At 35.1% G+C, this 24,108-nt stretch carries 28 protein-coding genes and 1 other annotated feature; of the genes, 3 read left to right on the top strand and 25 right to left on the bottom strand.

The genetic code is table 11. The features are described 5' to 3' along the window. Positions 1 to 11: 11 nt before the first annotated feature. Entirely contained in the window at positions 12 to 374 is a 363-nt protein-coding gene (locus tag QM512_RS01930) for an Asp23/Gls24 family envelope stress response protein (RefSeq protein WP_003647521.1), read from the bottom strand. Between the two features lie 171 nt (positions 375 to 545). Here QM512_RS01930 and rpmB point away from each other — a divergent pair, with 171 nt between their 5' ends. After that, entirely contained in the window at positions 546 to 731 is a 186-nt protein-coding gene (gene rpmB / locus QM512_RS01925; protein WP_003647522.1) for a 50S ribosomal protein L28, read from the top strand. Between the two features lie 48 nt (positions 732 to 779). Here the strand turns inward: rpmB and QM512_RS01920 are convergent, their stop codons facing one another. The 10 genes from QM512_RS01920 to gmk are packed head-to-tail and all read right to left on the bottom strand — an operon-like array spanning position 780 to position 11,314. Next, complete coding sequence (locus tag QM512_RS01920) at positions 780 to 1,448, bottom strand: thiamine diphosphokinase (RefSeq protein ID WP_282805855.1); 669 nt, start codon at positions 1,446 to 1,448, stop codon at positions 780 to 782. Then, on the bottom strand, positions 1,445 to 2,095 hold the full coding sequence (rpe, locus tag QM512_RS01915) for a ribulose-phosphate 3-epimerase (protein ID WP_282805854.1): 651 nt from the start codon (positions 2,093 to 2,095) through the stop codon (positions 1,445 to 1,447). The genes QM512_RS01920 and rpe overlap by 4 nt, the downstream gene beginning before the upstream one ends. Positions 2,096 to 2,103: 8 nt before the next feature. Further along, positions 2,104 to 2,997: a ribosome small subunit-dependent GTPase A gene (gene rsgA / locus QM512_RS01910; RefSeq protein WP_282805853.1), complete on the bottom strand. Its 894-nt coding sequence runs from the start codon at positions 2,995 to 2,997 to the stop codon at positions 2,104 to 2,106. Continuing rightward, a complete protein-coding gene (gene pknB, locus QM512_RS01905; RefSeq protein ID WP_282805852.1) occupies positions 2,997 to 4,991 on the bottom strand; it encodes a Stk1 family PASTA domain-containing Ser/Thr kinase in 1,995 nt (664 codons plus the stop codon). The genes rsgA and pknB overlap by 1 nt, the downstream gene beginning before the upstream one ends. 2 nt (positions 4,992 to 4,993) lie before the next feature. Further along, entirely contained in the window at positions 4,994 to 5,746 is a 753-nt protein-coding gene (locus QM512_RS01900; RefSeq protein WP_282805851.1) for a Stp1/IreP family PP2C-type Ser/Thr phosphatase, read from the bottom strand. A 6-nt stretch (positions 5,747 to 5,752) separates the two neighbouring features. Next, a complete protein-coding gene (rsmB, locus tag QM512_RS01895) occupies positions 5,753 to 7,069 on the bottom strand; it encodes a 16S rRNA (cytosine(967)-C(5))-methyltransferase RsmB (RefSeq protein ID WP_282806439.1) in 1,317 nt (438 codons plus the stop codon). Then, complete coding sequence (fmt, locus tag QM512_RS01890) at positions 7,062 to 8,006, bottom strand: methionyl-tRNA formyltransferase (protein WP_282805850.1); 945 nt, start codon at positions 8,004 to 8,006, stop codon at positions 7,062 to 7,064. The genes rsmB and fmt overlap by 8 nt, the downstream gene beginning before the upstream one ends. A 20-nt stretch (positions 8,007 to 8,026) precedes the next feature. Next, on the bottom strand, positions 8,027 to 10,423 hold the full coding sequence (priA, locus tag QM512_RS01885; RefSeq protein WP_282805849.1) for a primosomal protein N': 2,397 nt from the start codon (positions 10,421 to 10,423) through the stop codon (positions 8,027 to 8,029). Positions 10,424 to 10,477: 54 nt separating this feature from the next. Continuing rightward, on the bottom strand, positions 10,478 to 10,696 hold the full coding sequence (gene rpoZ / locus QM512_RS01880) for a DNA-directed RNA polymerase subunit omega (protein ID WP_004897072.1): 219 nt from the start codon (positions 10,694 to 10,696) through the stop codon (positions 10,478 to 10,480). A gap of 3 nt (positions 10,697 to 10,699) precedes the next feature. After that, the gene (gene gmk, locus QM512_RS01875) at positions 10,700 to 11,314 is read right to left on the bottom strand and encodes a guanylate kinase (protein WP_282805848.1); all 615 of its coding nucleotides are present in this window, start codon (positions 11,312 to 11,314) and stop codon (positions 10,700 to 10,702) included. 160 nt (positions 11,315 to 11,474) lie between these two features. Here gmk and QM512_RS01870 point away from each other — a divergent pair, with 160 nt between their 5' ends. After that, positions 11,475 to 11,768, top strand: a complete 294-nt coding sequence (locus QM512_RS01870; protein WP_282805847.1) for a hypothetical protein — start codon at positions 11,475 to 11,477, stop codon at positions 11,766 to 11,768. Between the two features lie 65 nt (positions 11,769 to 11,833). On the opposite strand, the gene recN is transcribed toward QM512_RS01870, so the two are convergent. The 12 genes from recN to rplU all read right to left on the bottom strand — a co-directional run bounded on the left by recN (position 11,834) and on the right by rplU (position 21,016). Next, positions 11,834 to 13,513, bottom strand: coding sequence for a DNA repair protein RecN (gene recN, locus QM512_RS01865; RefSeq protein ID WP_282805846.1), 1,680 nt, complete (start codon positions 13,511 to 13,513; stop codon positions 11,834 to 11,836). A gap of 10 nt (positions 13,514 to 13,523) precedes the next feature. Next, a complete protein-coding gene (locus QM512_RS01860; RefSeq protein WP_282805845.1) occupies positions 13,524 to 14,336 on the bottom strand; it encodes a TlyA family RNA methyltransferase in 813 nt (270 codons plus the stop codon). 3 nt (positions 14,337 to 14,339) lie between these two features. Further along, positions 14,340 to 15,206 (bottom strand): polyprenyl synthetase family protein, encoded by an 867-nt coding sequence (locus tag QM512_RS01855; protein ID WP_282805844.1) that lies wholly within the window; start codon positions 15,204 to 15,206, stop codon positions 14,340 to 14,342. Further along, positions 15,207 to 15,452, bottom strand: a complete 246-nt coding sequence (locus QM512_RS01850; protein WP_282805843.1) for an exodeoxyribonuclease VII small subunit — start codon at positions 15,450 to 15,452, stop codon at positions 15,207 to 15,209. It lies immediately after the preceding gene. Next, positions 15,433 to 16,803 carry an exodeoxyribonuclease VII large subunit gene (gene xseA / locus QM512_RS01845; RefSeq protein WP_282805842.1) on the bottom strand — a complete coding sequence of 457 codons (1,371 nt, stop codon included), beginning with the start codon at positions 16,801 to 16,803 and terminating at the stop codon, positions 15,433 to 15,435. The genes QM512_RS01850 and xseA overlap by 20 nt, the downstream gene beginning before the upstream one ends. Beyond that, complete coding sequence (locus tag QM512_RS01840; protein ID WP_282805841.1) at positions 16,793 to 17,641, bottom strand: bifunctional methylenetetrahydrofolate dehydrogenase/methenyltetrahydrofolate cyclohydrolase; 849 nt, start codon at positions 17,639 to 17,641, stop codon at positions 16,793 to 16,795. Before QM512_RS01840 ends, xseA begins: the two co-directional genes overlap by 11 nt. A gap of 47 nt (positions 17,642 to 17,688) precedes the next feature. Then, positions 17,689 to 18,090 (bottom strand): transcription antitermination factor NusB, encoded by a 402-nt coding sequence (gene nusB, locus QM512_RS01835; protein ID WP_282805840.1) that lies wholly within the window; start codon positions 18,088 to 18,090, stop codon positions 17,689 to 17,691. Further along, positions 18,091 to 18,537, bottom strand: a complete 447-nt coding sequence (locus QM512_RS01830; RefSeq protein WP_282805839.1) for an Asp23/Gls24 family envelope stress response protein — start codon at positions 18,535 to 18,537, stop codon at positions 18,091 to 18,093. 17 nt (positions 18,538 to 18,554) lie between these two features. After that, entirely contained in the window at positions 18,555 to 19,124 is a 570-nt protein-coding gene (efp, locus tag QM512_RS01825; protein WP_282805838.1) for an elongation factor P, read from the bottom strand. 84 nt (positions 19,125 to 19,208) lie between these two features. Continuing rightward, positions 19,209 to 20,318: an aminopeptidase P family protein gene (locus QM512_RS01820; RefSeq protein ID WP_282805837.1), complete on the bottom strand. Its 1,110-nt coding sequence runs from the start codon at positions 20,316 to 20,318 to the stop codon at positions 19,209 to 19,211. Between the two features lie 70 nt (positions 20,319 to 20,388). Next, complete coding sequence (rpmA, locus tag QM512_RS01815; RefSeq protein WP_003647542.1) at positions 20,389 to 20,688, bottom strand: 50S ribosomal protein L27; 300 nt, start codon at positions 20,686 to 20,688, stop codon at positions 20,389 to 20,391. 16 nt (positions 20,689 to 20,704) lie between these two features. Then, positions 20,705 to 21,016: a 50S ribosomal protein L21 gene (rplU, locus tag QM512_RS01810; protein ID WP_003647543.1), complete on the bottom strand. Its 312-nt coding sequence runs from the start codon at positions 21,014 to 21,016 to the stop codon at positions 20,705 to 20,707. Positions 21,017 to 21,030: 14 nt separating this feature from the next. Then, positions 21,031 to 21,111: a sequence feature (ribosomal protein L21 leader region), on the bottom strand. Between the two features lie 124 nt (positions 21,112 to 21,235). Between rplU and QM512_RS01805 the strand changes: the two genes are divergently transcribed. Continuing rightward, positions 21,236 to 21,592: an arsenate reductase family protein gene (locus QM512_RS01805; RefSeq protein ID WP_282805836.1), complete on the top strand. Its 357-nt coding sequence runs from the start codon at positions 21,236 to 21,238 to the stop codon at positions 21,590 to 21,592. Here QM512_RS01805 and QM512_RS01800 read toward each other — a convergent pair. Both QM512_RS01800 and QM512_RS01795 read right to left on the bottom strand, forming a co-directional pair. Continuing rightward, positions 21,587 to 22,426 carry a YitT family protein gene (locus QM512_RS01800; protein ID WP_095076864.1) on the bottom strand — a complete coding sequence of 280 codons (840 nt, stop codon included), beginning with the start codon at positions 22,424 to 22,426 and terminating at the stop codon, positions 21,587 to 21,589. The two genes, QM512_RS01805 and QM512_RS01800, sit on opposite strands and share 6 nt — an antisense overlap. 77 nt (positions 22,427 to 22,503) lie before the next feature. After that, positions 22,504 to 23,826 carry a DUF2325 domain-containing protein gene (locus QM512_RS01795; protein ID WP_282805835.1) on the bottom strand — a complete coding sequence of 441 codons (1,323 nt, stop codon included), beginning with the start codon at positions 23,824 to 23,826 and terminating at the stop codon, positions 22,504 to 22,506. Between the last annotated feature and the right edge of the window lie 282 nt (positions 23,827 to 24,108).

The following is a 24,108-nucleotide window of genomic DNA, read 5'->3' as shown; positions in this document are numbered from 1 at the left end:
TCCAGATTGCATTAATCGTCTAAAATCTTTACGCCTTGAACAATAACGTTAACAGATTTAGTCTTAATGCCTAAAAGATTTTCAAGATTGTATTTTACACTATCTTGGACATTGTGACTTACTTCCGAAATTTTTAGACCATAACCCACAATAATGTATACATCAACAACGATTTGATTATCGTTAGTTTTAATTACAACACCGCGTCGATAGTTTTCACGATTTAAAATAGTGTAAGCACCATCCCGCAAGGCATTCTTTGAAGCCATTCCAACTACACCGTAATTAGAAGTTGCTGCACCGCCAACGACAGTAGCAATTACACTATTTGAAATATCAATTAAGCCATATTTTGTTTTAATTTTAACAGCCATCGTATTCCTCCATTAACGAAGAACAATTTTTTCTCAATTTATTTTAACACAGCACGTTTTTATATCAACAATGTTAGTTTCAAGAAAATGAAAAGACAATATTGCACATTTTTGCAAGCTGTGATAAATTAGATAAGTACTACAACACAAATAAAGGAGGGTTTAGCACAAATGGCAAAAGACATTATTACTGGCCGCAAGACGGTCTTTGGTAACAAGCGTTCAAAGGCTTTGAACTCCGTGCGGCGTTCATGGAAGCCAAACCTTCAAAAAGTTCGCATCCTTGTTGACGGTAAGCCAAAGCGTGTTTGGGTATCTGCTCGCGCTTTGAAATCCGGTAAGGTTAAACGTGCCTAATTAAGAAGTAAAAAAATAAAAGGGATCAAGATTTTTTCTTGATCCCTTTTATTTTTTATCTCGACTATTTATCACAATCAATGTACCCACACTACAAGAAACTTCTATATCTTGCTTATTAAAATATTCATTAGATGAATACATCGTTGGTACAGATAAATTAACTGGTGCTAAATCATATCTAGCATTTTTAATACTGAAATCCTTTGCCGCTGTTAAAGTGCCAATTCCCAAATATTTATATTCAGCATTATAAGGAATTAAATGTTTTCCGCTTCCAAAAAATCGCACAATATTCTGGTTATCAATAAACTCTATTCGTTCTTTAAAGCGATTAAAGGGGGCTTTCAAAACTGCATACATATTAACTAAAAAATGATCTAATCTTCCGCCTGTCGCTCCATATACTGTTAAAGTATCAACCTTGTAATCGATAAAGGCCGCGTAAAATAGCATTTCTGAATCCGTAAAATCTTTAATTGGATTCGAATAACGCATATCTTTAACTTCTTTTTCAACCCTCTGCCTTTCACTATCAGATAATGAATCATAATCTCCTAAAGCGACATCAGGAATAATTCCTAATTCCAATAAAAAAAGGCTGCCCCGATCACTAGCCATAATTAGGGCGCCTTTTTTGTGTGCTTTTTTAATATTGGCTGCTAAAGTTTGTGGCCATTCTTCTTGCGGGCCACCTAATAATGCGATTGCTTTCATTTGTCTTCTTTTTTCAACTTCATCACTTGATCTTCGATACTGCCATTTTTAAAAATATATGATCCTGCAACCAAAATCGTTGCACCGGCGTTGCGAGCAAGTTTAAAAGTTTCATGGTTAATTCCACCATCAACCTCAATTGGTAAGTTTAAGCCTTCAGATTTAATCAAATTTTTCAGCTCAACTAAACGCTCAACTGATTTTTCTTCAAATTTTTGGCCACCAAATCCAGGTTTAACTGTCATTAAGAGAACCTGATCTAAATCCTTTAAAAATGGTTTTATTTCTTCTACTGGCGTTGAGGGATTAATTGCCATTCCCCGTCGAACATTCTGATCTTTCAAATACTTTAACCAGTATTCTGGTTTATCCGTAGCTTCATAATGAAATTCTAGAATATCGCATCCAGCTTCCACAAACAAAGGCAAAGTCGTATCCAAATTATTACTCATTAAATGGATCTCTGCTTCTGTCAATGGGAAAGAACGCTTAAAATCCTTCACCAATTCTGGTCCATATGACAAATTGGGAACAAAATGGCCGTCCATAATATCAATATGAAATCTTGTAATCCCACTTTCAATGGCAGCCTTAATATCACGACTTAAATGCATATTATCAGCATTCAAGATTGATGGTGCTATCATATTTTCACCTATTTCTTTAAATACTCTGGCATTCTATTGTCAGAAATTTCCTGTCTAATTTTTAAATAAGAATCATAGCGACTTTGAGCTATTTTTCCTTCTTCAACAAGCTTTTTAACTTCACATCCCGGCTCTTTAATGTGCTGGCAACGTCTAAACTTGCACTTAACACTCGCTTCTTTTAAATCATAAAAATAGTTTCCAAGGTCATCAACTTTAATTTTGAATAAATCAATGGCTGAAAAACCAGGAGTGTCTGCTATAAATCCTTCACCATACTTAAACAATTTCACTTGTCTTGTTGTATGTTTTCCACGATTTAAAGCAGTTGAAATTGCACCAGTAGCTTGATTAGCTTCACTCTCCAATTTATTTAGTAGCGTTGACTTCCCAGCACCAGATTGGCCGGCCAAAGTCCAAATCTGATCTTTTTGAATCATCTTAGGTAGCTCATTTTCTAATTTTTCCGCATCTGTAAAAATTGGATAGCCAATACTTTGATAGTAATTTAATTTATTTTGAATATCTTTTAATCTTTCAGAAGACGTAATGTCAGATTTTGATAAATAAATGACTACTCCAACATTTTTCCAAGCAAAGAAAGTTAAATATCGGTCTAAGAGTTCGAGTGAAAAATCTGGCTCAACTGCAGAAATTACTAATAGCACTTTTGATACGTTAGCTACCGCAGGACGACCAATTTCATTCGTACGTGGCAGAATTTCAATTAAATAGTTCATCCCTTGATCGTCTAATTGGACTACCACTCTATCTCCCACTAAAGGCTTTTGCTTGCGATCTCTAAACACTCCACGTGCTCTAGTCCTAACTACTTCACTACCAATTTCTACATCATAATAGCCAGAAATAGCTCCAATAATTGTTCCTTGTTCTTTTTTCATTATTTATTAACGTCCTCGTCTAAAATTGTTTCACCATTTCTAAGAATTTTTATATGACCATTTTTCTTAGTTAATTTAAAAGGAACAGTAAAACTTTGTTCAGAAGTAATATTCATATCACGATAAATATTATTAATTGAATGATCATCATCAGAAACATAGACTTGAATATGATCTGGTGTTTTTTGTGAACCACTCTGACCAGAATTTGCTGGATAATTAATAGTATATGACTTAGTAACAGTAGTTGTGGTTGTAGAAGTGCTTGAAGTGCTACTTGAGTCTTGTCCCTTAGCTTTAGCTACCACAACAACTAACGTTGAGCCGGAACTAACATTACTGCCTGCTTCCGGTGATTGACGCAAAACTGTTCCATCATTCTTATCGTCTGAATCCTCTTCTTCAACTTTAAGTGATAAATGGTGTTCTTTGGCATAATCCTGTGCACCTTTCAAAGAATACCCCACAATATCTCTTAATTTTATTGTATCTCTTCGGGATCTTGATCTGGGACTACTCGCCGATGTAGCACCTTTTGATACTAAGAGAGTTACAGTTGACTTATTAGGATTTACTTCTTGCCCTGGTTCAATATCTTGAGCATTAACCTGATTTTTAGGACTTGTTGAATATTCTTCAGTTTTAGTTACCGTAAAACCTAATTTAACTAGTTTCCTTCTTGCAACTGAATAAGATTCACCAATCACATTTGGCATTTCAACAAGGTGTGCACCACGTGAAATAACAAGATTTACTTTTTGCCCATCCTTTATTTGCGATCCAATTGGTGGCTCTGTTCTAATAACTTCTCCTTTTGGAACAGTATCAGAATATTCATAGCTTATTTTTCCAACTTTCAAACCAGAAGAAGTTAATGAGTTACGTGCTTGCGTTTGCGTCATTTTATTCAGGTTTGGAATATCCACCATATCTTTTCTGCCTAAAGCAAAAAATAAAATTATCATAATCACACAAAAAGCTACCGCAGCACCAAGCCACCACCATTTATGACCCTTTAAATTTTCTAAGAGGTTCTTTTTTTCTTCTTCAGGCTCTGATTTTTCCTGCTTCTCATGATCCTTATTATGAACGCTACCTTCTAGTGGCGGCACAACAATCGTTTCATCTGCTGAAGGATCATGTTGAGGTTGGTAGACAGGCTCATCTTTTCGTTTTGGATCTAAACAAGTATCTAAATCTTCTTTCATTTCTAAGACAGACTTATAACGATCTCTTGGATCCTTTGCCGTAGCTTTAAATACTACGTTTTCCAAAGCTTGCGGAATTGCAGGATTTTTATCTCTTAAAGACGGCGTCTTTTCTTGAAAATGCTTCAAAGCAACTGCAACTGCGTTTTCTCCGGTAAAAGGTACAGTCCCAGTTAACAATTTATATAAAATTATTCCTAAAGAATAGATATCAGACTGCTTAGTAGCCATACTGCCCCGAGCTTGTTCAGGGGACATATAGTGAACAGATCCCATTGCAGTATTAGTCTGCGTCATCGTACTTTGATTAAGTGCAATTGCAATACCAAAATCCACAATTTTAATATTGCCCTTTTTATCCATTAAAATATTTTGCGGTTTTAGGTCGCGATGGATCACATTATGTTTGTGTGCTAATGCTACAGCACTCAAAATTTGATCCATGATATCAATAACTTTAGGTAAAGGGATTGGATTATTTTGTTGAATATATTTTTCTAAATCAGGTCCATCAACATAATCCATTACCAGATAATGTCGATCTCCCTCGGTTCCGACATCAAGAATAGAAACAATATGAGGATGACTTAATTCACTAGTAGAAAGTGCCTCTCTTTGGAAACGTTGAATAGTCTGAGGATCTTTTTGCAAATCAAGTCGTAAAACTTTAACAGCAACTTTTCTTTGCAAAATAATATCTTCGGCTAAATAAACATTAGCCATCCCGCCTTCACCTAAAACAGAGATAATTTTATAGCGACCACCTAGCAAATGGCCCTTTTCCATTCCTATTTGTCACCATCCTTTTCTACGTAGGCAAGTAAGCAAACAGTAATATTATCTCCGCCGCCTAAACGATTAGCTTCGTTAATTAGCTTATTGCAGCGTTCTTTTAAACTTAAGTTTTTAGTAGCAAGAATTTGTTGAATTTGAGGATCAGTTAACGAATTTGTTAATCCATCTGTACAAAGAAGAAAAATATCGCCAGCATGTACTTCAAGCACATCAAACTCAGGATTTACAGTGCTTGAAACGCCCAATGTTTCAGTAATGATATTTTTTTGAGGATGGTTCCTAGCTTGTTGTTCAGTAATTTGCCCCATCTTAACTAATTCATGAACCAAAGAATGATCCTCAGTAATCTGTTTAAATTCATTTCCGCCATACAAATAGCAACGTGAGTCTCCCAGGTGAGCAATTAAAATTTTTTCTGTAAACGCGATTGCCAATACAATCGTAGTGCCCATTCCATTTAAGTCTGCAAAGCGGTCTGCTGTACTTAAAATAGTCTCATTTTCTAGTCTTAATTGTACTGTAAGCCACTTTTGAGCTAGATCAGGATCGGTAAAATCTGTTTTTTCAAAGTTATGACCTAAATGGCTCACCGCCATTGTTGAAGCAACGTCACCACCTTGATGACCGCCCATGCCGTCACAAACGATCCCCATAATAATATTATTTTGATTTTTAAATACCTTTACAAAGTCCTGATTAGTTTCTCGGACTCTACCAATACTTGAAGCAAACGCTGTTTTAATCAAAATTACTTACCCTCGTTTTTTCAATTTTGCAATAAAAAATCCATCACTGCCGTCATCGCTTGGAAAAATACGTACCATTTCTTGTTTAGGGAGTTTTCCCACTTGAACTGGTAAAAGCTCAAAATCAGGATGCAATTTCAAAAATTGCTTAATTACTCCCTCATCTTCTTCATAGCTAATTGTACAAGTTGAATAAATCAGCTCTCCGCCTGTAGATAACAGATCTTTCACATTTTCTAAAATAGCTAACTGAATTTTAGCTAAATTTTTAATATCGCTCAATGACTTTTCATATCTAATTTCTGGCTTTCGTCTAATCAAGCCCAGGCCAGAACAAGGTGCATCTACTAGAATTTTATCAAATTGTCCAGCACCAAAATAATCTTTTGCCTTTCTCGCATCTAAGGACTTTGTTTTTACTTTATCACTAACATGAAGTCTCTTGGCTGCATTTTGTACAAGTTTTAACTTGTTTTCATGAATGTCTAAGGCAACTACACTACCAGTTGTTAAATTCTCCGCAATTTGAACTGTCTTTCCACCAGGAGCACTACAAGCATCTAATACCTGCTCATCTCCCTTAAAATCAAAAGCATCAACTGCAAGCGAAGCAGCAGCATCTTGGATGGTGATTTTCCCGCTCTTAAATAGATCTGTCTGAGCTACTCCGCCTTTATTTAAATTCAAATTATGAGCTGTTAAGCTAGATTCTTCAAATTCAAAATCATCTTTTTTTAAAGCTTTTTTGATTTTTTCAAAATCTGCTTCCTTTACAGTCATTCTAATTGAATTAGCTGCTGGTTGATTACTCTGTTCTAAGATTTCCGTGGTTTTTTCTTCACCAAAATGATCCAATAAGTATTCAACTAGCCATTTAGGAAAGCTTTCCTTAATGCTCAAATAATCAACTATATCATCAGTAGCTGGAAGAATCTTTCCTCGCCGCTCTAACGCACGTAAGATTCCGTTGACTAACTTATAACTGCCACTATTTTTCTTTCCATATTGTTTAGCAAGCTTATTAGCTTCGTCAAAAATTGTATTTGCAGGCACTTTTTCCAGAAAAAAATATTGATATGCGGACATTAAAAGTAGTGGCATTAAAAACTTCTCACGCAATTTTGTTTTAATCAGTGGTTTTAATTGGTATTCCAAAAATATTTTATATTGAATTGTTCCATAAACAATTCTTGTAGCCAAAGCCTTATCAGCTGGCTTTAAATCATGTTTCATCAATTCATTATTCAAAGCAATATTAGAATAGCTTTTTTGATTAAAAACCTTGATCAAAGTTTCTAAAGCAACTGTTCTTGCATTAATCATCAATTATCTTTTCTCCACTTGTAAAATGACTTCCTTGACCATTCAAATAATCTTTAATATTCATTTTCTTTTTACCAGTTGGTTGAACTTCAAGTAACTCTAATTCAGTACCATTCGCCATACTAATTACAAATTTTTTCTTATTAGTGACTAAAGTACCAGCTGGAAAACTAGTTTTTTCAGCTAATGGCATCGCCTTCCAAACCTTAAATCTCTTCCCATCAAGCATAAAGTATGCACCAGGATCTGGATTAAGTGCGCGAATTAAGTTATTAGCTTCTTCTGCCGTCATTGATAACTTAATTTGTTCTTGCTCTTTAGAAATATTTGGTGAAAAGACAACCTTATCCTCATCTTGAGCAGTGCGCGTAATTGTTCCATCAATAAATTTAGGTAAAGTTTCTAAAAGTAAATCTCTTCCTAAAATACTTAGTTTTTCAAACAAACTACCGCTAGTATCATCATTTTCAATTGGTAAAGCTTTTTGAGAGAAAATGTCTCCGGCATCCATTTTCTTTACCATTTCCATGATAGTAACCCCAGTTTCCTTATCTCCATTTAAAACAGAGTATTGAATTGGAGCACCACCACGATATTTCGGCAAAAGAGAACCATGAACATTAACAGGAGCAATTTTAGCTGACTTCAAAAACTTAGTTGGTAAAAATTGTCCATAAGCAGCGGTTACAATAAAATCTGGTTCAATCTTCATTAATTCTGCTAACTCATCTGATCCAGATAATTTAGCTGGTTGATAAACAGGTAAATTGTTTTTCAAAGCAGTTTCTTTAACAGCTGATTGATGAACTACTTGCTTACGGCCAACTTTTTTATCAGGTTGAGTAACAACAGCCTTAATATCATATCCTTGATCAATTAATCCTTGTAAAACTACGCTACCAAAATTTGGAGTTCCTAAAAAAATAACTGATGACATAGATTCAACTTCTTTCTTAATTACATAATTCTTTCTGGTTCATTATCAATATAGATATTCAAACCACGTTTTTGCGCTAATTGTGCATCATCTTGGATTTGATGAAGCAAATCATGCAATTTTGGCTCATACTTATATTTTACCAAGATTTGATAATAATATTGATTTTTAATTTTAGCTATACTGCTTGGCGTTGGTCCTAAAATAATTGTTGGAGCATGCAAATGATGCATTAGTTTTCTCTTTATTACAAATGCTTCTTTGGCAGCTGATTGTTCATTTTTTGACGTAATTGTAATTAATGTAGTGTAGAAAAATGGCGGATAGTTTCCTTGAAATCTAACCTGCATTTCTTTTTGATAAAATCCTTCATAATCCTGGTCTTGAGCAAGTTTTATTGCATAATTTTCAGGATTATAAGTTTGAATCATAACTCTACCAGTCTTTTCTGCTCTTCCAGCTCTTCCTGATACTTGCGTTAGTAAATCGAAAGTTTTTTCTGAAGAATTAAAATCTGGAAGAGAAAGGGCGGTATCAGCATTAATTACACCAACTAAAGTTACATTTGGAAAATCTAGCCCCTTAGCAATCATTTGCGTTCCTAACAAAATATCAGCTTGATGATTGCCAAAACTATCTAAAATCTTCTTATAGCTACCCTTGCGCCTTGTTGTATCAACATCCATTCTCAAAATTTTAGCTTCTGGAAGTAAAGTTTCAAGCTCTTCTTGTACTTTTTGCGTTCCAGTACCTAAAAATCTTATTTTTTCGCTTTGACAATTTGGACATTTTCTTGGAATTGGTTCTTTATGTCCGCAATAATGGCACTGCATTTGTTGAGTATCTTTATGAAGGGTCAAAGAAATATCGCAATTCGGACATTTTAAGACAAAACCACAATTACGGCAAAGCATAAAACTAGCAAAACCGCGCCTGTTAAGCAATAAAATGACTTGCTCTTTTTTTGCTATCTTCTCTTTAATTGCATCAACTAATGGAACTGATAAATCAAATTGTGCACCAGCAAATTCAACTGTCTTTAAATCAATTAAATCGACCTTAGGAAGAGATTTTTGATTAGCACGTTTAGTTAACAGCAGTAACTCATATCTCCCCTTTTGTGCACGCGCACGGCTTGCTAAAGAAGGCGTTGCACTCCCCAAAACTACTGGGCAATGATGAAACTTACTTCTTAATAAAGCAACATCTCTAGCATGATAACGAGGAGTATCATTTTGCTTATATGAAGATTCGTGTTCCTCATCTATTACTATTAAGCCAATGTTTTTTAAGGGCGCAAAAATTGCACTTCTAGCTCCTACTACAACTTGAGCTTCTCCGCGACGAATTCTGCGCCACTCATCATATTTTTCACCTTCAGATAGACCACTATGTAAAACTGCAACATTATTACCAAAGCGTTCCTTTACTTGCTTCACCATTTGCGGAGTTAAAGAAATTTCTGGAACTAACATCAAAGCATTTCGCTTCTGCTGAAGAGCAATACTGATGGCATGAAGATACACTTCTGTCTTGCCGCTACCGGTAATTCCTTCAAGAAGAAAAGTTTTTGCTTCTTTTTCTTTGATGCTTTTTCCAATTGAATTTAGAGCATGCGACTGTTCTGAATTTAACTTAACCTGGCTTTTCTTCTTATCGGAATCAAAATCTTTTAAGGGATCCCGATAAATTTCCTGTTCTTTTTTTACAAGCCAGCCTTTTTTAACTGCAGTTCGCAAGACAGAACTAGAAACACCTAATTCTGATTCAATTTTTGACCCTAACTTAGGATAATCATTATATTTTTCAACAATATTTTCAAGCAATGCCCGTTGATTTTTAGCTGTTTTTCTTATCTCTTTCAGAATTTTTTGATATTCTAACTTGGTTTTGGTTAATAAATAAGCAGCTACTTGCTTTTTCTTAGCCTGATTTTCAACAAGATATTCAATTTTAGCCTGATTATCTTTTATTAATTTTTTGATTTGTATAATTTCTTGGAGATCTGAAACTTCATTTAAATCAAGAGGTTCACCTTTAAAAATAGCAAGACTCTTTGCTTGTTCAGTAAGCGGAACTAAAATTTTGCGATAATTCGCTCTCATTACTCTTGGCAGCATCGATTGCAGAATAGTTATCCGATACGCAAAAATCTTATCAGCTAAAGTCTTGGATAAAGCGACTAATTCTGGTGTAAGTGGTGGCAACTCATCAACTACAACAAGTAAATCTTTTAATTTACCCGTAAAGGAGGTTGTTGGGCTAATTCCAACAACAAATCCTTGTACCTTTCGTCGTCCAAAAGGAACGATCACTCTTGAGCCAACAGCTACATCAGTCAATTCTTCTGGAATATGATATTCAAACACTCGATCAGTTTGTTTGGCAGCTACATCTACAATAACTTGCGCAATCATCTATCTTATCACCTACTAAAAAACCTTCATTGCTTAACAATGAAGGAAAAGATTCTAGCCAATATCTTCACGATGTTCAGGGTCAATTGTAACTTTACCAGCAGCAATTTCTTCAAGTGCTTCGCCCACTGCTTTATCAGACTTATAATGCTTTAAAGCTAATGGAGCACCTGCTTGAATCTCATGAGCTCTTTTAGCAGCTAAAACTGAAAGAGAATAACGAGAGTTTACTCGAGACAGCAATTTATCAATAGATGGGTATGTAATTTTCATCTGTTAATCCTCCTTAACCATGTTTCGGTAATCATTAATTACTCGCGGTACACGCACGTGTTCAGCTTCAACAATAGACTTAATATGATCAACTGCATTAGCAACTGTGTCATTAACAACAGCGTAATCATAATCTTCCATCATTAAGATTTCCTTACGCGCCTGCTTCATTCTCATTGCAATTACTTTGTCAGAATCAGTCCCGCGATTAACAATTCGATGTTTTAATTCGTGCAAATCTGGTGGTGTCAAAAAGATAAATACACCGTCTGGCATTAACTTGCGCACCTGTTTTGCTCCATTGACATCAATTTCAAGTAAAACATCTTTACCTTCTTTGAGCATTTTTTGTACAGGTGCGAGAGGGGTGCCATAATGATTACCCACATATTCATTATATTCCAAAAGCTCATTACCTTTAATTGCTTCTTGAAAACGATCTTCTGAAACAAAGTAGTAATCCTTGCCATCAACTTCACCTGGGCGAGGCTTACGTGTCGTCATTGAAACAGAATATTCAAATGAAAAAGCTTTTTGCTTAACCATTGCACTCTTAACGGTCCCCTTACCAACGCCAGAAGGACCAGATAAAACTAATAATAAACCTTGATGTGCCATTTTCGCTCCTAAAAATTATAGTAACAAGAATATATTGCACTAAAAAGCGAGTAATTTCAAGAGTTTCGCAAAGAGATATAAATTCTACTTGCAATTAAAAACATTTGTTCGTATAATACATAGTGCAAACGCAAGTTCGGGATATATAGAGGAATGAGATATGAATTTTTTAAAGTCGCTTAATAATTATAGTAAGCAAATCTATAATTATTTCTTTACCTATAATATTAATAAGCTTACTACCTTTGCTCAAGATCCAGGCAAAATTATTCGAATTCTAGAGCACGCGCTCTTTCATAAAGAATACATTCTACTTACTTATCAAAACGGAAAAACAGAAATTGGGCAATTAATAAAGCGAACATCTGCAGGTCGCTTTGTATTAGATAGCTACGATAACAATATAGTAAGAATTATTGATTTAAACGATATTTTTAATGTCGAAGCTGCATAAAAATAAAAGGACTTTTCAACATAGTGCTAATTAACATTGCACCAGTCTGAAAAGTCCTTTTTAATTTATTTTTTAAAGCTCTCCATCAGGTCAGCAGCATTTCTTTTTGCCGCATCTGTCACATCTGATCCTGCCATCATTTGCGCAATTGCAGTAATTGCTTCTTCTTGAGTAAGCGGACCTACTTGAGTATAAGTAGCTCCATCTTTAACTTGTTTCACAACTGAATACCGTTGATCTCCAGCAGCAGCAACTTGCGGCGAGTGAGTAATAGTAATAACTTGCTTTTCTTGCCCAATCGCGTGCATTTTCTTACCAATAGCTGCAGAAACTCGACCAGAAACACCAGTATCAATTTCATCAAAGATCATCGTTCCAACAGGCTCTACTCTACTAAAGATTGCCTTCAAAGCTAAAATCAATCTAGACTGTTCCCCTCCAGATACAATTTTAACTAGAGGCATTAATGACTCACCAGGGTTAGGTGCAATCATAAAAATAACTTCATCGGTTCCAAGTTTAGTAAATGAATTAGTTTCATTAATTCGAATAGAAAAGCGCGCTTTTTCCATATATAGGTCGGCTAATTCTTTTTTGATTTTCGCTTCAAGATCACGAGCAATTTTTTCTCTTTGAACATGCAATTTTTGAGCCTTTTGACTAAGGCTCTTTTCAACAATTGCTAATTCTTTCTGAATCTTTTCTTCGTCCAAATCACCGGTTTCAAATTTACCTAACTCACTTTTAACTTTTTGAGCAAATTTAAAGACATCTTCTAAAGTTGGGCCATACTTCTTTTTAAGAGTATTCAAAGTATCTAGACGACTCGAAACATATTGATAGCGTTCTTCATCAAAATCCATTTGATCCATTAAAGAAGATAATTCACTACGAGCATCATTTAAAGAATAAATTCCGTCGTTAAAGCTAGTCGCAAAATTTTCAAACTTTTTACCATAATTACTTAAGTCCTCTGCCGCATTTTGAGCATCCCCAAGTAAAGTAGCCAAGCCATGTTCATCATCGTCGTACAGCTGCATAAAATAATTGGCTGTATCTGCAATTTTTTGATAATTATTTAGCTCATTAAACTCTTCTTCCAATTTTTCATCTTCATTTGGATCAGTTAGGTCTGCGCTTTCGAGTTCATTATTTTGAAATTCTAAAATATCTTGCTTTTGAGCAATCTCCTGTGCATCTTCTCTTAGTTTACGTAATTGTGAAGTAAGATGCCGCCATTTTTCAAAATCAGCTGTATAACTTTGCAGTTCTTCTTTAAATTCAGGCTTAGCATAATTATCAATTAAATCGATTTGTCGATCTTGATCCATTAGAATTTGCTGATCGTTTTGACCATGAATATCAACTAAGTTTTTACCAATTTCGCGTAAAACGTTAATCGTAGTTAGCTGCCCGTTAATTCTAACGACGTTTCTTCCCTTATGTGTCAATTCACGACTAATTATTAATTGATCATCTTCAAAAGGAAGTCCGTATTTCTCACACAAGCTTTCAATGATTTCCTTTTGTTCGCTTAATACAAATAAGCCTGTGATCACTGCTTTTTCTTCACCCGAACGGATCATTTCACTTTGCGCCCGGCTACCTAATAAAAGTGAAACAGCATCAATAATAATTGATTTTCCAGCACCCGTTTCCCCAATTAAAACGGTCATTTTTTCCTGAAAACGGACTTTTAGCGTTTTAATAATTGCAAAGTTTTTAATATCTAATTCAACTAACATTTTATCTCACCTAAAGACCATTAACTGCACGTTGAACTACGTCTACTGGATTGCCTTTCCATAAGTCTTGACCTGGATTTTCCAGGTCTTTACCTAAATGAATCAAAAATTCAATATTTCCTTTGCCGCCTTTAATTGGTGAATAATCTACTCCTAAAATATTAAACCCAATTTTTTGAGCCATCTGCATTGTATGTTTAATAACACTTGCATGGACTTCGTGGTCATGAACAATACCATGCTTACCAACATTTTCAGGGCCAGCTTCAAACTGCGGCTTAATCAAACATACAGCGTCACACTTATCTTTTAGAATTTCATACATTGGCGGCATAATAAGATCTAATGAAATAAAGGAAACATCTGTCATCGCAAAATCAGGTAAACCATCAGTAAAATCGGCTGGTTTACTATAGCGGAAATTTTGTTTTTCCATCACTACAACTTGCGGATTGTCACGTAATTTCCAAGCAAGCTGATTATAGCCCACATCCAAGGCATAGACTAATTTAGCGCCATTTTGCAAAGCAACATCAGTAAATCCACCCGTTGAAGCACCAATATCTAAACAAATTTTATCTTTTAAATTAATATCGAAGACTTGTAATGCCTTTTCTAATTTAAAACCGCCACGAGAAACATACTTCTTACCATCATCTTTAATGTGAAATATTTCATCTTCTGGAAATTTTTCGCCACTCTTATCGATTCTTTGATGGTTGTGATCGTTAACTAATCCAGCCATAATAGCTCGTTGTGCTTGACTACGAGAATTAAAAAGACCTTGTTCAAACAATAAAACATCTGCACGCTTTTTAACCATTTACTACAATACCTTCTGATATAAATTAAAGAATTCACCTAATAAAGGCTCATTAAAAATTGCTATAGCTTCTTTTCCAGCTACTATCATCGATGATAGTTCTTTACGACTAGCGTCAATCCCTAAGAGAGTAAGAGTATTATTCTTTCCCTCATCAGCATCTTTATGCGTAGCCTTGCCTGCTTCTTTAGCCGTTTCTACTATATCAACCAAATCATCATAAATCTGATATGACCGACCAAATTCTTTACTAAACTTATCTAGTCTTTCTAGTTCATCGGCACTTGCTTTGGCATAAACTGCAGCCATTTTCACACTAGCCTCAATTAAGCAGCCTGTTTTTAACCATTCCATTTGGTTGATTAACTTAGCATTTTCTCTGACTGAATCATTATTAGTAGAGTCAATATCTAAATATTGGCCTCCTACCATTCCGTTAGGGCCAACTGCTTGAGAAATAATTATCGCTAGGGCAGCTGAATTACTGCCTTCTGTGATCCATTGAATACCTAAAGGAAGTAAGGCATCCCCAGCTAAAATTGCTTCAGCTTCTCCCCATTTTTTATGAGAAGTAAGCTTACCACGACGATAATCGTCATTATCCATAGCCGGTAAGTCATCATGAATTAAAGAATAGGTATGAATTAATTCAATCCCACACGCAATCCTTAATTCTGATTCTCCAATTTCATGATTGAGAGTCTTAAGCGTTGACAAAAATAGCAAAGGACGTAATCTTTTACCTCCTGCCATAACGGAATAAGACATAATCTTACTAAAAACTGGATTATCTACTTCAGTCTTTAAGTGTTCCTCTAAATAGCTATCAATTTGAGGTGTATATTTTTCTTGAAAATCTTTTAATTCCATTTATTCTTCCTCAGGAGCAGACGCATTTTGGGGATCTAAGTTCTTTTCGTTTCCATCTTTATCAACTAACTTGGCAACTGTTTGTTCAGCATCGTTAAGTTTCTTTTCTAACTCACGACTTAACTTAACTCCCGCTTGAAACTCACTTAGAGCATCTTCAAGCGGTACATTGCCACTTTCCAGCTTATTCACGATTTCTTGCAATTCATTTAATTGCTCTTCAAAATTATTTTTCTTGGTTGCCATCTTTTTCTCTCCGAATATCTTCTACATTAACCTGCACTTGACCATCCTTGAAATGCAATTTCAATTTTTCATCAATCTTCAACATATCAACTGAAGTAACAGTATTGCCCTTTTGATCAGTAGTATAAACATATCCACGACTAATTGTCTTTAACGGACTAATATCATCCAATTGCTGCATTGTCCGATTTAATCTGTTTCTTTGATCTTTCAGATAGGTAGCCATTGCTGAAACAAGATTTGAAGTTATGAAAGTTCTTTCCCTCTCAATCTGTTCCAATTTTCGACTAGGATTTAACGACTTCAAACGTTCTTGAAGTAAACGTAAATTTGATTGATCTTGTTTAAGTTGATTATTCATTGCCTGATCAAGACGATGGGTAAGCATATCAACTTGTTGAATCTGCTGATCATAAATTCTAGTAGGCTCTCTTAAGACTGGCGCATTTTTTAAACGCTCTAAAATTTGGCGCTTTGTATGAATATTAGTCTGGACAGCCGCATATAGTCTTGCACGCAATTGCGCAATTTGTGTTAATACATCAACCAAATTAGGCGTTGCATACTCTGCAGCCGCTGTTGGAGTAGCTGCTCGAGCATCTGCTACCAAGTCAGCCAATGTTGTATCAGTTTCATGCCCTACTGAGCTAATAACTGGCATCTGCATTGCGTAGATTTGCCTTACAACCTTTTCTTCATTAAAAGGCCATAAATCTTCTAAAGATCCTCCACCACGACCAATAATTACTACATCATATTTATTGTCTTGTGCTTGGATTTGCTGCAAAGAAGAAACAATTGTATCAGCTGCATCGTCTCCTTGGACTTTAGCTGGGTATAAATCAATTTCTGCATGTGGGAAACGCCGATTGGCAGTTACCATAATATCGTGAATAACTGCACCTGAAGCACTTGTCACAACTGCAATTCGATCTGGGAAAAGGGGTATTCTTTTTTTATGTTCTTCATTGAATAGCCCTTCTTTTGCAAGCTTTTCTTGCAATTGTCTTAGTTGCTCATATAAAGCACCTAAGCCAGCCGGTTCCATCGTTTGAGCATAAAATTGATATGATCCTTGTGGTCCATAAACATCTACATAGCCACTTACATAAACCTTCATTCCCTCTTCGGGTTTGAACTTTAATTTTTCAAAAAATGACCGAAACATCACTACATTAATCTTTGACTTTTCGTCTTTTAATGAAAAATATTGGTGAGAATGCATTCTAAACCTAAAATTAGATAACTCTCCCTGCAAAAAAACTTTATGCAAATAAGGATCGTTTTTAAACTTTTGTGAGATGTAGAAATTTAAATCACTAACAGAAAGATAAATTGGATTATCTGCCATGTTGCTTCCTCGTTAATATAACTGTTTGCTTCATTAAACTAGCAACTGTTAATGGACCAACACCGCCCGGAACTGGAGTAATTGCTTCAGCTTTTGGCGCAACAGTATCAAAATCTATATCACCCATTAACTTGCCATTTTCACGGTTCATTCCAACGTCGATCAAAACTGCCCCATCTTTTACCATATCTTCTGTCACCAAATGAGCTTTTCCGACATCAGAAATGATTACATCGGCATTTTTAGTTAATTCAGCTAAATTCTTAGTCTTCGAGTGAGCAATTGTAACAGTTGCATCTCGTCCAAGTAAAACAGCAGCTAGTGGTTTTCCAACAATAACGCTACGGCCAATAATGACTGTATTTTTACCAGCCATCTCAATACCGTAATAATCAATCAAAGTTAAAATACTACGAACTGTTGCTGGGACAATATCACTTTGACCTTCCCATAGTCGCCCTAAATTAAGTGGAGAAAATCCATCTGCATCTTTTTCAGGAGCAATTGTTTCAAAAATTGCTCTTGGATCAATTTGCGGAGGTACTGGTAATTGAACCATAATTCCATTAATACTTGGATCCTGATTAAGCTCTTCAATTTTTTCTAGAAGTTCAGCTTGAGAAGTATCAGCTGGAAAATGCAGTCCTACTTCATTTATTCCGACTTTCTTAGCTAAATTTCTTTTAACTCGCAAATAAATTTTACTTGCAGGATCGTCTCCAACTTCTATTACGCACAAAGTTGGATTTATTCCGTCATTTTTCAAATTTTTTATTTCTTTTTTCAAATTCTCTGTAATTTCATTTGCAGGAGTTTTTCCTTCTAGTAATTTTTTCACTTAATCACCTCATCAAAAAAAGTCGGCTCAACGAGCCGACTCATTAGTTAGTCTTTCTTAATGAAATTGGCCAAGAGACCATTAATAAATTTTTTAGATTCCTTAGAGCTAAATTCATCACATAAATTTAGTGCTTCATTTAAAGCAGCTACTGGATCAATTACTTTGCTATTTTGCATTTCATAAAGAGCTACTTCTAGAATTGCCAAATCTATTTCGTTAATTCTATTAAGACGCCAACCCTTTTTTAAATATTTACTTAATTGCGCATCAAGTTCTTCTTTATTTGCTAAAACACCGTTTACTAATTCAGCAGAATAATCCGGAAAATCCTTAAGTTCTAAAGCCTTTAAAGCTTTTTGACAAACTTCTTCTGCATCAGTTAATTTACCTTGATTAGCCAAATAAATTGCTTGCATCGCAATTCTTCTCATTTCATGCTGTGTCATTTAGTCGTTAGCCTCGTCCTCTTTATCATCTGGGAAAAGTGCTTCTGTATCAGCTTTAACTTCAGATTCAGTATCTTCTGTTTCTGAAACTAAGCCAACTACATGAATATTAATTTGAGTTAAATCTAAATCTGTCATTTGCTTTAATTGCAAAGTTAAGTTTTTTTGCAGTTCGACGCATACTTTTGGCACATTTACACCATAGTCAAGATAAGCATAAACATCAGCAGTTAACTTATCATCTTCAACACTTAAGGAAACACCCTTACCTTGATTAGAACGACCAAAAAGAGTATTGATGCCAGTTTTTAGCGTCCCACGCATTTCGCTGACGCCATCGACTTTTCTGGCAGCAATTCCTAGAATAACTTCTAAAACACCAAGGTCAACTCGGGTTTCATCGCCTTTGTCATTGCTTGATAAAAGAATCGTTGAATTATCAGCCATATTTTTTACCTCAAAAATTATTTATTTGCACGAGAAACGTATGTACCATCAGCAGTATTAATAGTTAATACATCACCTTGATTAATAAAGAATGGTACGTTAACTACTAAACCAGTTTCCATAGTTGCAGGCTTACCACCACCGGAAGAAGTGTCCCCTTTGATGTTTGGTTCAGTTTCAGCAACTTCAAGATCAACTGTATTTGGCAAGTCAACACCTAAAGTTTCACCTTCGTGCATAATTACGTTAACTACCATGTTTTCTTTCAAGAATTTAGATTCTCTTTCAACTTGAGCTTCTGGAATTTCAAGTTGTTCATAAGTAGTAGTATCCATAAATACAAAACTTGTACCATCATTGTATAAGTATTGCATTGCTTTAGTTTGAATATCAGCAGTGTTAACCTTAGCTGTTGAACGGAAAGTATATTCTTGAACTGCACCAGTTCTTAAACTCTTAAGCTTTGAACGAACAAAGGCACTACCTTTACCTGGCTTAACGTGTTGGAATTCAACAATACGCCATAAATCGTTGTTATATTCAATAGTTAATCCATTTTTAAATTCATTAACTGAGATCATTGTCATAGTAAAATTACCTCATTTCTACACTTACTTATCTTACCAATCTTATCTATTGTTTCGCAACATTAACCGCATAATTACACGAATTTATAGAATTAAAAGCTCATCTTTTGGTAACTGTGACATTACATAAGGATGATTGTCCTTAATCAAGACATCATCTTCAATTCTAACACCGCCACGATCTGGCAAGTAAATACCAGGCTCAACCGTAATTGCCATATTGTTTTTCATAACTTCTTTACCATATGGCATTGCTGGAGTGCAAAGTTCATGTACTTCAAGGCCAATCCCATGGCCAATTCCGTGACCAAAGTATTCCCCGTAGCCTTGTTCTTTAATATAATTTCTACCAGCACGATCAATATCTTGGCCAGTGTTTCCAGCAACTGCTGCAGCAATCCCCCGTTTTTGAGCTTCAAGTACAATATAGTATATTTTTTCTAATTCTGGCTCTACTTGTCCTAAAGCTACAGTTCTAGTGATATCAGCTGTATAGCCATGATAAAAACTACCAAAGTCAATTACGATTAATTCACCTGACTCAATTTTCTTATCGCTAGCTACTCCATGTGCCCAACTTCCACGGTATCCAGACGCAACAATTGTTTCAAATGACGGACCATTCCCACCATTCATCTTAAATAAGTAGTCTAATTTTGCGCCGATAGCTCGCTCACTAACACCTGGCTTAATCAAGGGCAAAATTTCTTTAAAGCTCTGCGCAGAGATATCAATTGCCTTTTGCAAAGTTGCTAGTTCAAGTTCATCTTTTACATTACGAACTTTTTCTACTAATTCAGCACTTAAAATAAAATTAAGGTCAGGGCAAGACAACTTTAGAGCTTCAAACTGTGTTGCCGAAATAAATTCACCTTCAACTAAAACATTTTTTACATCTAACTGTTTCAATTGCTTAGCAATTTCTTGCACCACGTCCATTGTTTGCATAACTACTTTCATCTCGCCAGGGGCTTGATGACGAATCTGATCTTTAAAACGTGAATCGGATAATAAAACTCGATCTCCATTGGCAGTTAAAATAAGTTCTGCTTCTTCACCAGAAAAATTAGTCAAGAAACGATAATTAGCCTGATTAAAAATAACCAATGCATCAGCTTGTTCTTCTTTAATCAACTTAGTAGTTTTATTAATTCGATTATTAATTAAAGTTAGCAACTCTTGGTCTGAAGACATATGCCCTACCTCCCGAGTAGATAAAAAAAGACTGAACGTTCCTTAGGGACGTCCAGTCTGCAAAAAAGAATTATTTTGCTTCTTCAACTGGGTAAACAGAAACTTGTTTACGATCTCTGCCCAAACGTTCGAATTTAACAACGCCACTAGTTAAAGCAAACAAAGTGTCGTCGCCACCGATACCAACGTTCTTACCTGGGTGGATCTTAGTACCGCGTTGACGGAAAATGATTGAACCTGCGTTGATCTTTTGACCATCAGCACGCTTTGCGCCTAAACGACGACCAGCTGAGTTACGACCGTTAGCAGTTGAACCACCACCCTTGTGGTGGGCAAATAATTTAAGTGCTTCAAGATTATTAATCATCATTTGTTTCACCCCTTAATTAAGCTTCAATGCTTTCGATAGTTACTTTAGTGTAAGGTTGACGGTGACCGTACTTAGTGTGTGAGTGCTTCTTAGGCTTGTACTTGAAAGTAACAACTTTCTTTTCCTTACCTTGCTTTTCAACTTTAGCAACAACTTTAGCACCTTCAACTACTGGAGTACCAATCTTAGTTGACTTACCATCGTTTACAAGAATAACTTCATCAAAAGTTACTTCGTCGCCAGGCTTAACTTCAAGCTTTTCAACAAAAACGCTGTCGCCTTTAGCAACCTTGTATTGCTTACCACCGGTTTTAATAACTGCGTACATTTGTACACCTCCGAAAAAATACTTAGACTCGCCGTGTGAGGTGGAATTAACGTTAATTCTCTTCTAACCCCATAAACGTGCGGTTGCAGATGTGAGGTTTCCACAAATACAACTCTTACAGTATACTCTCATCCCTCTTTTAAAGCAATTCAATATCAAAATTTCTAAAAAAATAATAGAATAAATCTAGTAGATGTTTTTAAAAAGAGGAGAAAAATTATGCTTAAATTTTATGGTTATAAACGTTGTTCAACTTCAAAAAAAGCTCAGAAATGGCTAGATGATCACCAGATTGCTTATCAGTATCAAGATTTAGTAGAAAAGCCACCTAAACAAGAAGACTTGCTTAAGTGGCTAACTAAGTTTCAAGATCGTAGATTGAGATACTTTTTTAATACTTCGGGACAAGTATATCGCCAGATGCAACTAAAAGATAAAATCGGGGAAATGTCTATTGAAGAGGCCAGCAAACTACTTTCTCAAAACGGCAAATTAATCAAAAGACCTTTAGTCACTGATGGTGAAAATTTAACTTGTGGCTTTAAAGAAGACCTGTACAAAAATACATGGCTATAGTCCCCATTGGCCACCATGAACTCTGGCTACCGTATCAGTAATAATAAATGCTTCGGGATCAATATCGTGGATTTTACTGATCAAAGGGCCATATTCACGGGTATCAACTACTAATAATAGTTGCTTTTTGTCGTCATCACTATAGCCACCAACAACATCGTAAATTGTTAAACCGTTGTAATTATCAAGCAGCATGGATTTTAATTCATCAAAATGTTCATTGCTCATAATTCTCACTTGATATTTGCGGTCAAAGCCGGCTTCTGCATAATTCATAGTCATTGCTGTCACTACTTGAGAAAGTGCGGCTAATAAAAAGGCGTTCCAACCATCCACAAATATATTAAGAAAAATGATAATCATATCAATCGCAAGCAAGCCAACGGCTGGATTAATATAAAAATATTTCTTTAAAATCATTGGTGGAATTGTCGTTCCACCACTTGATGCATTAACGCGATAAAGCAATGACACTCCCAGCCCCATTAAAGCACCACCATAGATCACTGCTAGCAATTGATTATTAGTGATTTTAAAACTAGGCGTAATTTCCATTAAAACAGGAAGCAATAAACTACCTAAGGCAACGTTTTTCGTTGTCTTTTTTCCTAAAAAAATTGCTGCAAGAATGAGCATTAAAATATTAACAATTAAAACTGTAATTGAACGATTAATACCCCATACTGCATCAACTAAAATTGAAATACCAGTTGAGCCACCAGCTGCAATATTAATTGGACCATAGAAGAAATTAATAGAAATGGCGATAATTTCTAAGCCAGCTAAAAAGACTAGCCAACGCATCCAAGATTTCTTTTTGATGTTTTTTGTCATTTCGTCATCCTTCCTAAAAATAAGTTATTAATATTTTATCCGATTCTCATCCATCCTGTCAGCTAGTGATGTTATTCCTAATTGTTTTTTAACATTTTATATTCTAATTGTTGATTACCTTCATAAGCAGGCATTCCATTTTCTGCTCGATATAATGCTCGTTCAAACGCTTGGTATCCCTTGCTTGAGCTGACAGCAAATTTCACATGATACTTGCTTGCAAATTCCCTAATATTCCAAGTACTATCATGGGCTGCAAATGCAGTAACCAAAATCACAATATCCAAATCCTTAATTTGATTTTCAATTATTTTTTTCTTTCCCTCAAATGCATCAATCGGGATAGGAATACCGTTATAGCGATTAACAATTCCTTCTAATATCGCCTCATTTTGATTATCACCAACTGCGATGCCTACTCTTTGATAATGCAAATTCATATCTAATTTTGATAATTCTTGAGTATTTACTGTCGATTTTGTCTTTTCTTTCTTAGTTTTAGAAACTCGCTTTGGCTGCTCCGTTTCATAGATCCATCGAATTTGAACAGCACTAGCTGGATCTTTTTTGAGTCTTACGTCACCGGTATACCAAGCCAAGTCAACAATTGAACCATCTTCTAGATGCACACTTCCATTTTGATAATAACTAGAATCAAGGGCAACAATCACCGGCTTATGATTAATTGTTAACCTTTCTCCGTGAATATTACGCGAAACGCTTAGATTTCCAAGGGTTCCTTGTACTACACCATACTTAAAATCTTCTATTTTGTCATAATCACGACTGCGCAATTTTCTATAGCCGACAACTCGTAAAACTTCAGCTTCATTTAATCCATCTGATACAGGTATAGCTTCAACAATATCGCCACTCTTTAGGTTTAAATCGTGTATTTGACTTTCATTAACTTCAAAAACCACTTCTCCATTATCATTGATTAGATCTGCACCCTTCAATGCACGAATAACTGTATAACGTCTTCCCTTTCGATAGTCACGTACTTTTTCTTTTTTAGGCTTTAATGCCTCTTCAAAAATTTTTCTATTTACTGCACTACTTGTTTCCTCAGATGATTGAATTGCTTGATCCAGCTGTCCTAATTGTTTTCCAAAATTGGCAGTAATATTTTGATCAAAAGTTAATTTATGTAGTGCTCCTAAAGCTGTCTTTTTAGCATCTTTATTACCAGGACGCTCAATTAATTTAGTTATTCCCCGTAAAAAAGTATTTATTTGTGCAATAACTTTGGGATCAAGTTCACCATCAGCTCCATTTTCACTACTCTCTCCGGTCATTCCTAATACCAACTTAATTGCATTCAAGCTATTTTTCAGGCTTTTTTCGTCGCCTTCTGTATTATTTAATATTCTTTTTAAATTATTTCGATAGTCAAACATTTTAACCACTTTCTTACTTACTTTTTATCTATTATAGCTATTTAACAATATTCAATTCAAAATTTCTTTATCAATTCTATCAATAAAGTGATATATTAAAGGTAAAAAATAAAAAGTGAGGAAAAATCATGACTAAGTACACTGTTACATTATCTGAAGAAGATTACCAAATGTTAAAAGATTGTCATTCAAAGAATCCTTCAATCATGAAGGCTTTAGAAGAAGCAAAAAAAGAAGATTAGACTAAACAAAAAAATCGTGATTAGTTAATTGCTAATCACG

This window comes from Lactobacillus isalae, from assembly GCF_947539375.1.
GTDB classification, from domain to species: domain Bacteria; phylum Bacillota; class Bacilli; order Lactobacillales; family Lactobacillaceae; genus Lactobacillus; species Lactobacillus isalae.
This window is presented reverse-complemented; position numbering and strand designations above follow the sequence as displayed.

Bases quoted from the DNA above. Each gene is read 5' to 3' on its own strand.
- rplU (WP_003647543.1), bottom strand. From the start codon at position 21,016: ATGTACGCAGTTATTAAAACCGGTGGTAAGCAATACAAGGTTGCTAAA.
- QM512_RS01855 (WP_282805844.1), bottom strand. From the start codon at position 15,206: ATGGAATTAAAAGATTTTCAAGAAAAATATACACCTCAAATTGATAGC.
- gmk (WP_282805848.1), bottom strand. From the start codon at position 11,314: ATGGCACATCAAGGTTTATTATTAGTTTTATCTGGTCCTTCTGGCGTT.
- fmt (WP_282805850.1), bottom strand. From the start codon at position 8,006: ATGTCATCAGTTATTTTTTTAGGAACTCCAAATTTTGGTAGCGTAGTT.
- QM512_RS01830 (WP_282805839.1), bottom strand. From the start codon at position 18,537: ATGGCTGATAATTCAACGATTCTTTTATCAAGCAATGACAAAGGCGAT.
- nusB (WP_282805840.1), bottom strand. From the start codon at position 18,090: ATGACACAGCATGAAATGAGAAGAATTGCGATGCAAGCAATTTATTTG.
- QM512_RS01795 (WP_282805835.1), bottom strand. From the start codon at position 23,826: ATGTTTGACTATCGAAATAATTTAAAAAGAATATTAAATAATACAGAA.
- rsmB (WP_282806439.1), bottom strand. From the start codon at position 7,069: ATGATTAATGCAAGAACAGTTGCTTTAGAAACTTTGATCAAGGTTTTT.
- rsgA (WP_282805853.1), bottom strand. From the start codon at position 2,997: ATGAAAAAAGAACAAGGAACAATTATTGGAGCTATTTCTGGCTATTAT.
- QM512_RS01870 (WP_282805847.1), top strand. From the start codon at position 11,475: ATGAATTTTTTAAAGTCGCTTAATAATTATAGTAAGCAAATCTATAAT.
- rpmB (WP_003647522.1), top strand. From the start codon at position 546: ATGGCAAAAGACATTATTACTGGCCGCAAGACGGTCTTTGGTAACAAG.
- QM512_RS01800 (WP_095076864.1), bottom strand. From the start codon at position 22,426: ATGACAAAAAACATCAAAAAGAAATCTTGGATGCGTTGGCTAGTCTTT.
- rpmA (WP_003647542.1), bottom strand. From the start codon at position 20,688: ATGATGATTAATAATCTTGAAGCACTTAAATTATTTGCCCACCACAAG.
- rpe (WP_282805854.1), bottom strand. From the start codon at position 2,095: ATGATAGCACCATCAATCTTGAATGCTGATAATATGCATTTAAGTCGT.
- pknB (WP_282805852.1), bottom strand. From the start codon at position 4,991: ATGGAAAAGGGCCATTTGCTAGGTGGTCGCTATAAAATTATCTCTGTT.
- QM512_RS01860 (WP_282805845.1), bottom strand. From the start codon at position 14,336: ATGGTTAAAAAGCGTGCAGATGTTTTATTGTTTGAACAAGGTCTTTTT.
- QM512_RS01850 (WP_282805843.1), bottom strand. From the start codon at position 15,452: ATGGCAACCAAGAAAAATAATTTTGAAGAGCAATTAAATGAATTGCAA.
- xseA (WP_282805842.1), bottom strand. From the start codon at position 16,803: ATGGCAGATAATCCAATTTATCTTTCTGTTAGTGATTTAAATTTCTAC.
- QM512_RS01930 (WP_003647521.1), bottom strand. From the start codon at position 374: ATGGCTGTTAAAATTAAAACAAAATATGGCTTAATTGATATTTCAAAT.
- priA (WP_282805849.1), bottom strand. From the start codon at position 10,423: ATGATTGCGCAAGTTATTGTAGATGTAGCTGCCAAACAAACTGATCGA.
- QM512_RS01920 (WP_282805855.1), bottom strand. From the start codon at position 1,448: ATGAAAGCAATCGCATTATTAGGTGGCCCGCAAGAAGAATGGCCACAA.
- recN (WP_282805846.1), bottom strand. From the start codon at position 13,513: ATGTTAGTTGAATTAGATATTAAAAACTTTGCAATTATTAAAACGCTA.
- rpoZ (WP_004897072.1), bottom strand. From the start codon at position 10,696: ATGAAAATTACATACCCATCTATTGATAAATTGCTGTCTCGAGTAAAC.
- efp (WP_282805838.1), bottom strand. From the start codon at position 19,124: ATGACAATGATCTCAGTTAATGAATTTAAAAATGGATTAACTATTGAA.
- QM512_RS01820 (WP_282805837.1), bottom strand. From the start codon at position 20,318: ATGTCTTCAGACCAAGAGTTGCTAACTTTAATTAATAATCGAATTAAT.
- QM512_RS01805 (WP_282805836.1), top strand. From the start codon at position 21,236: ATGCTTAAATTTTATGGTTATAAACGTTGTTCAACTTCAAAAAAAGCT.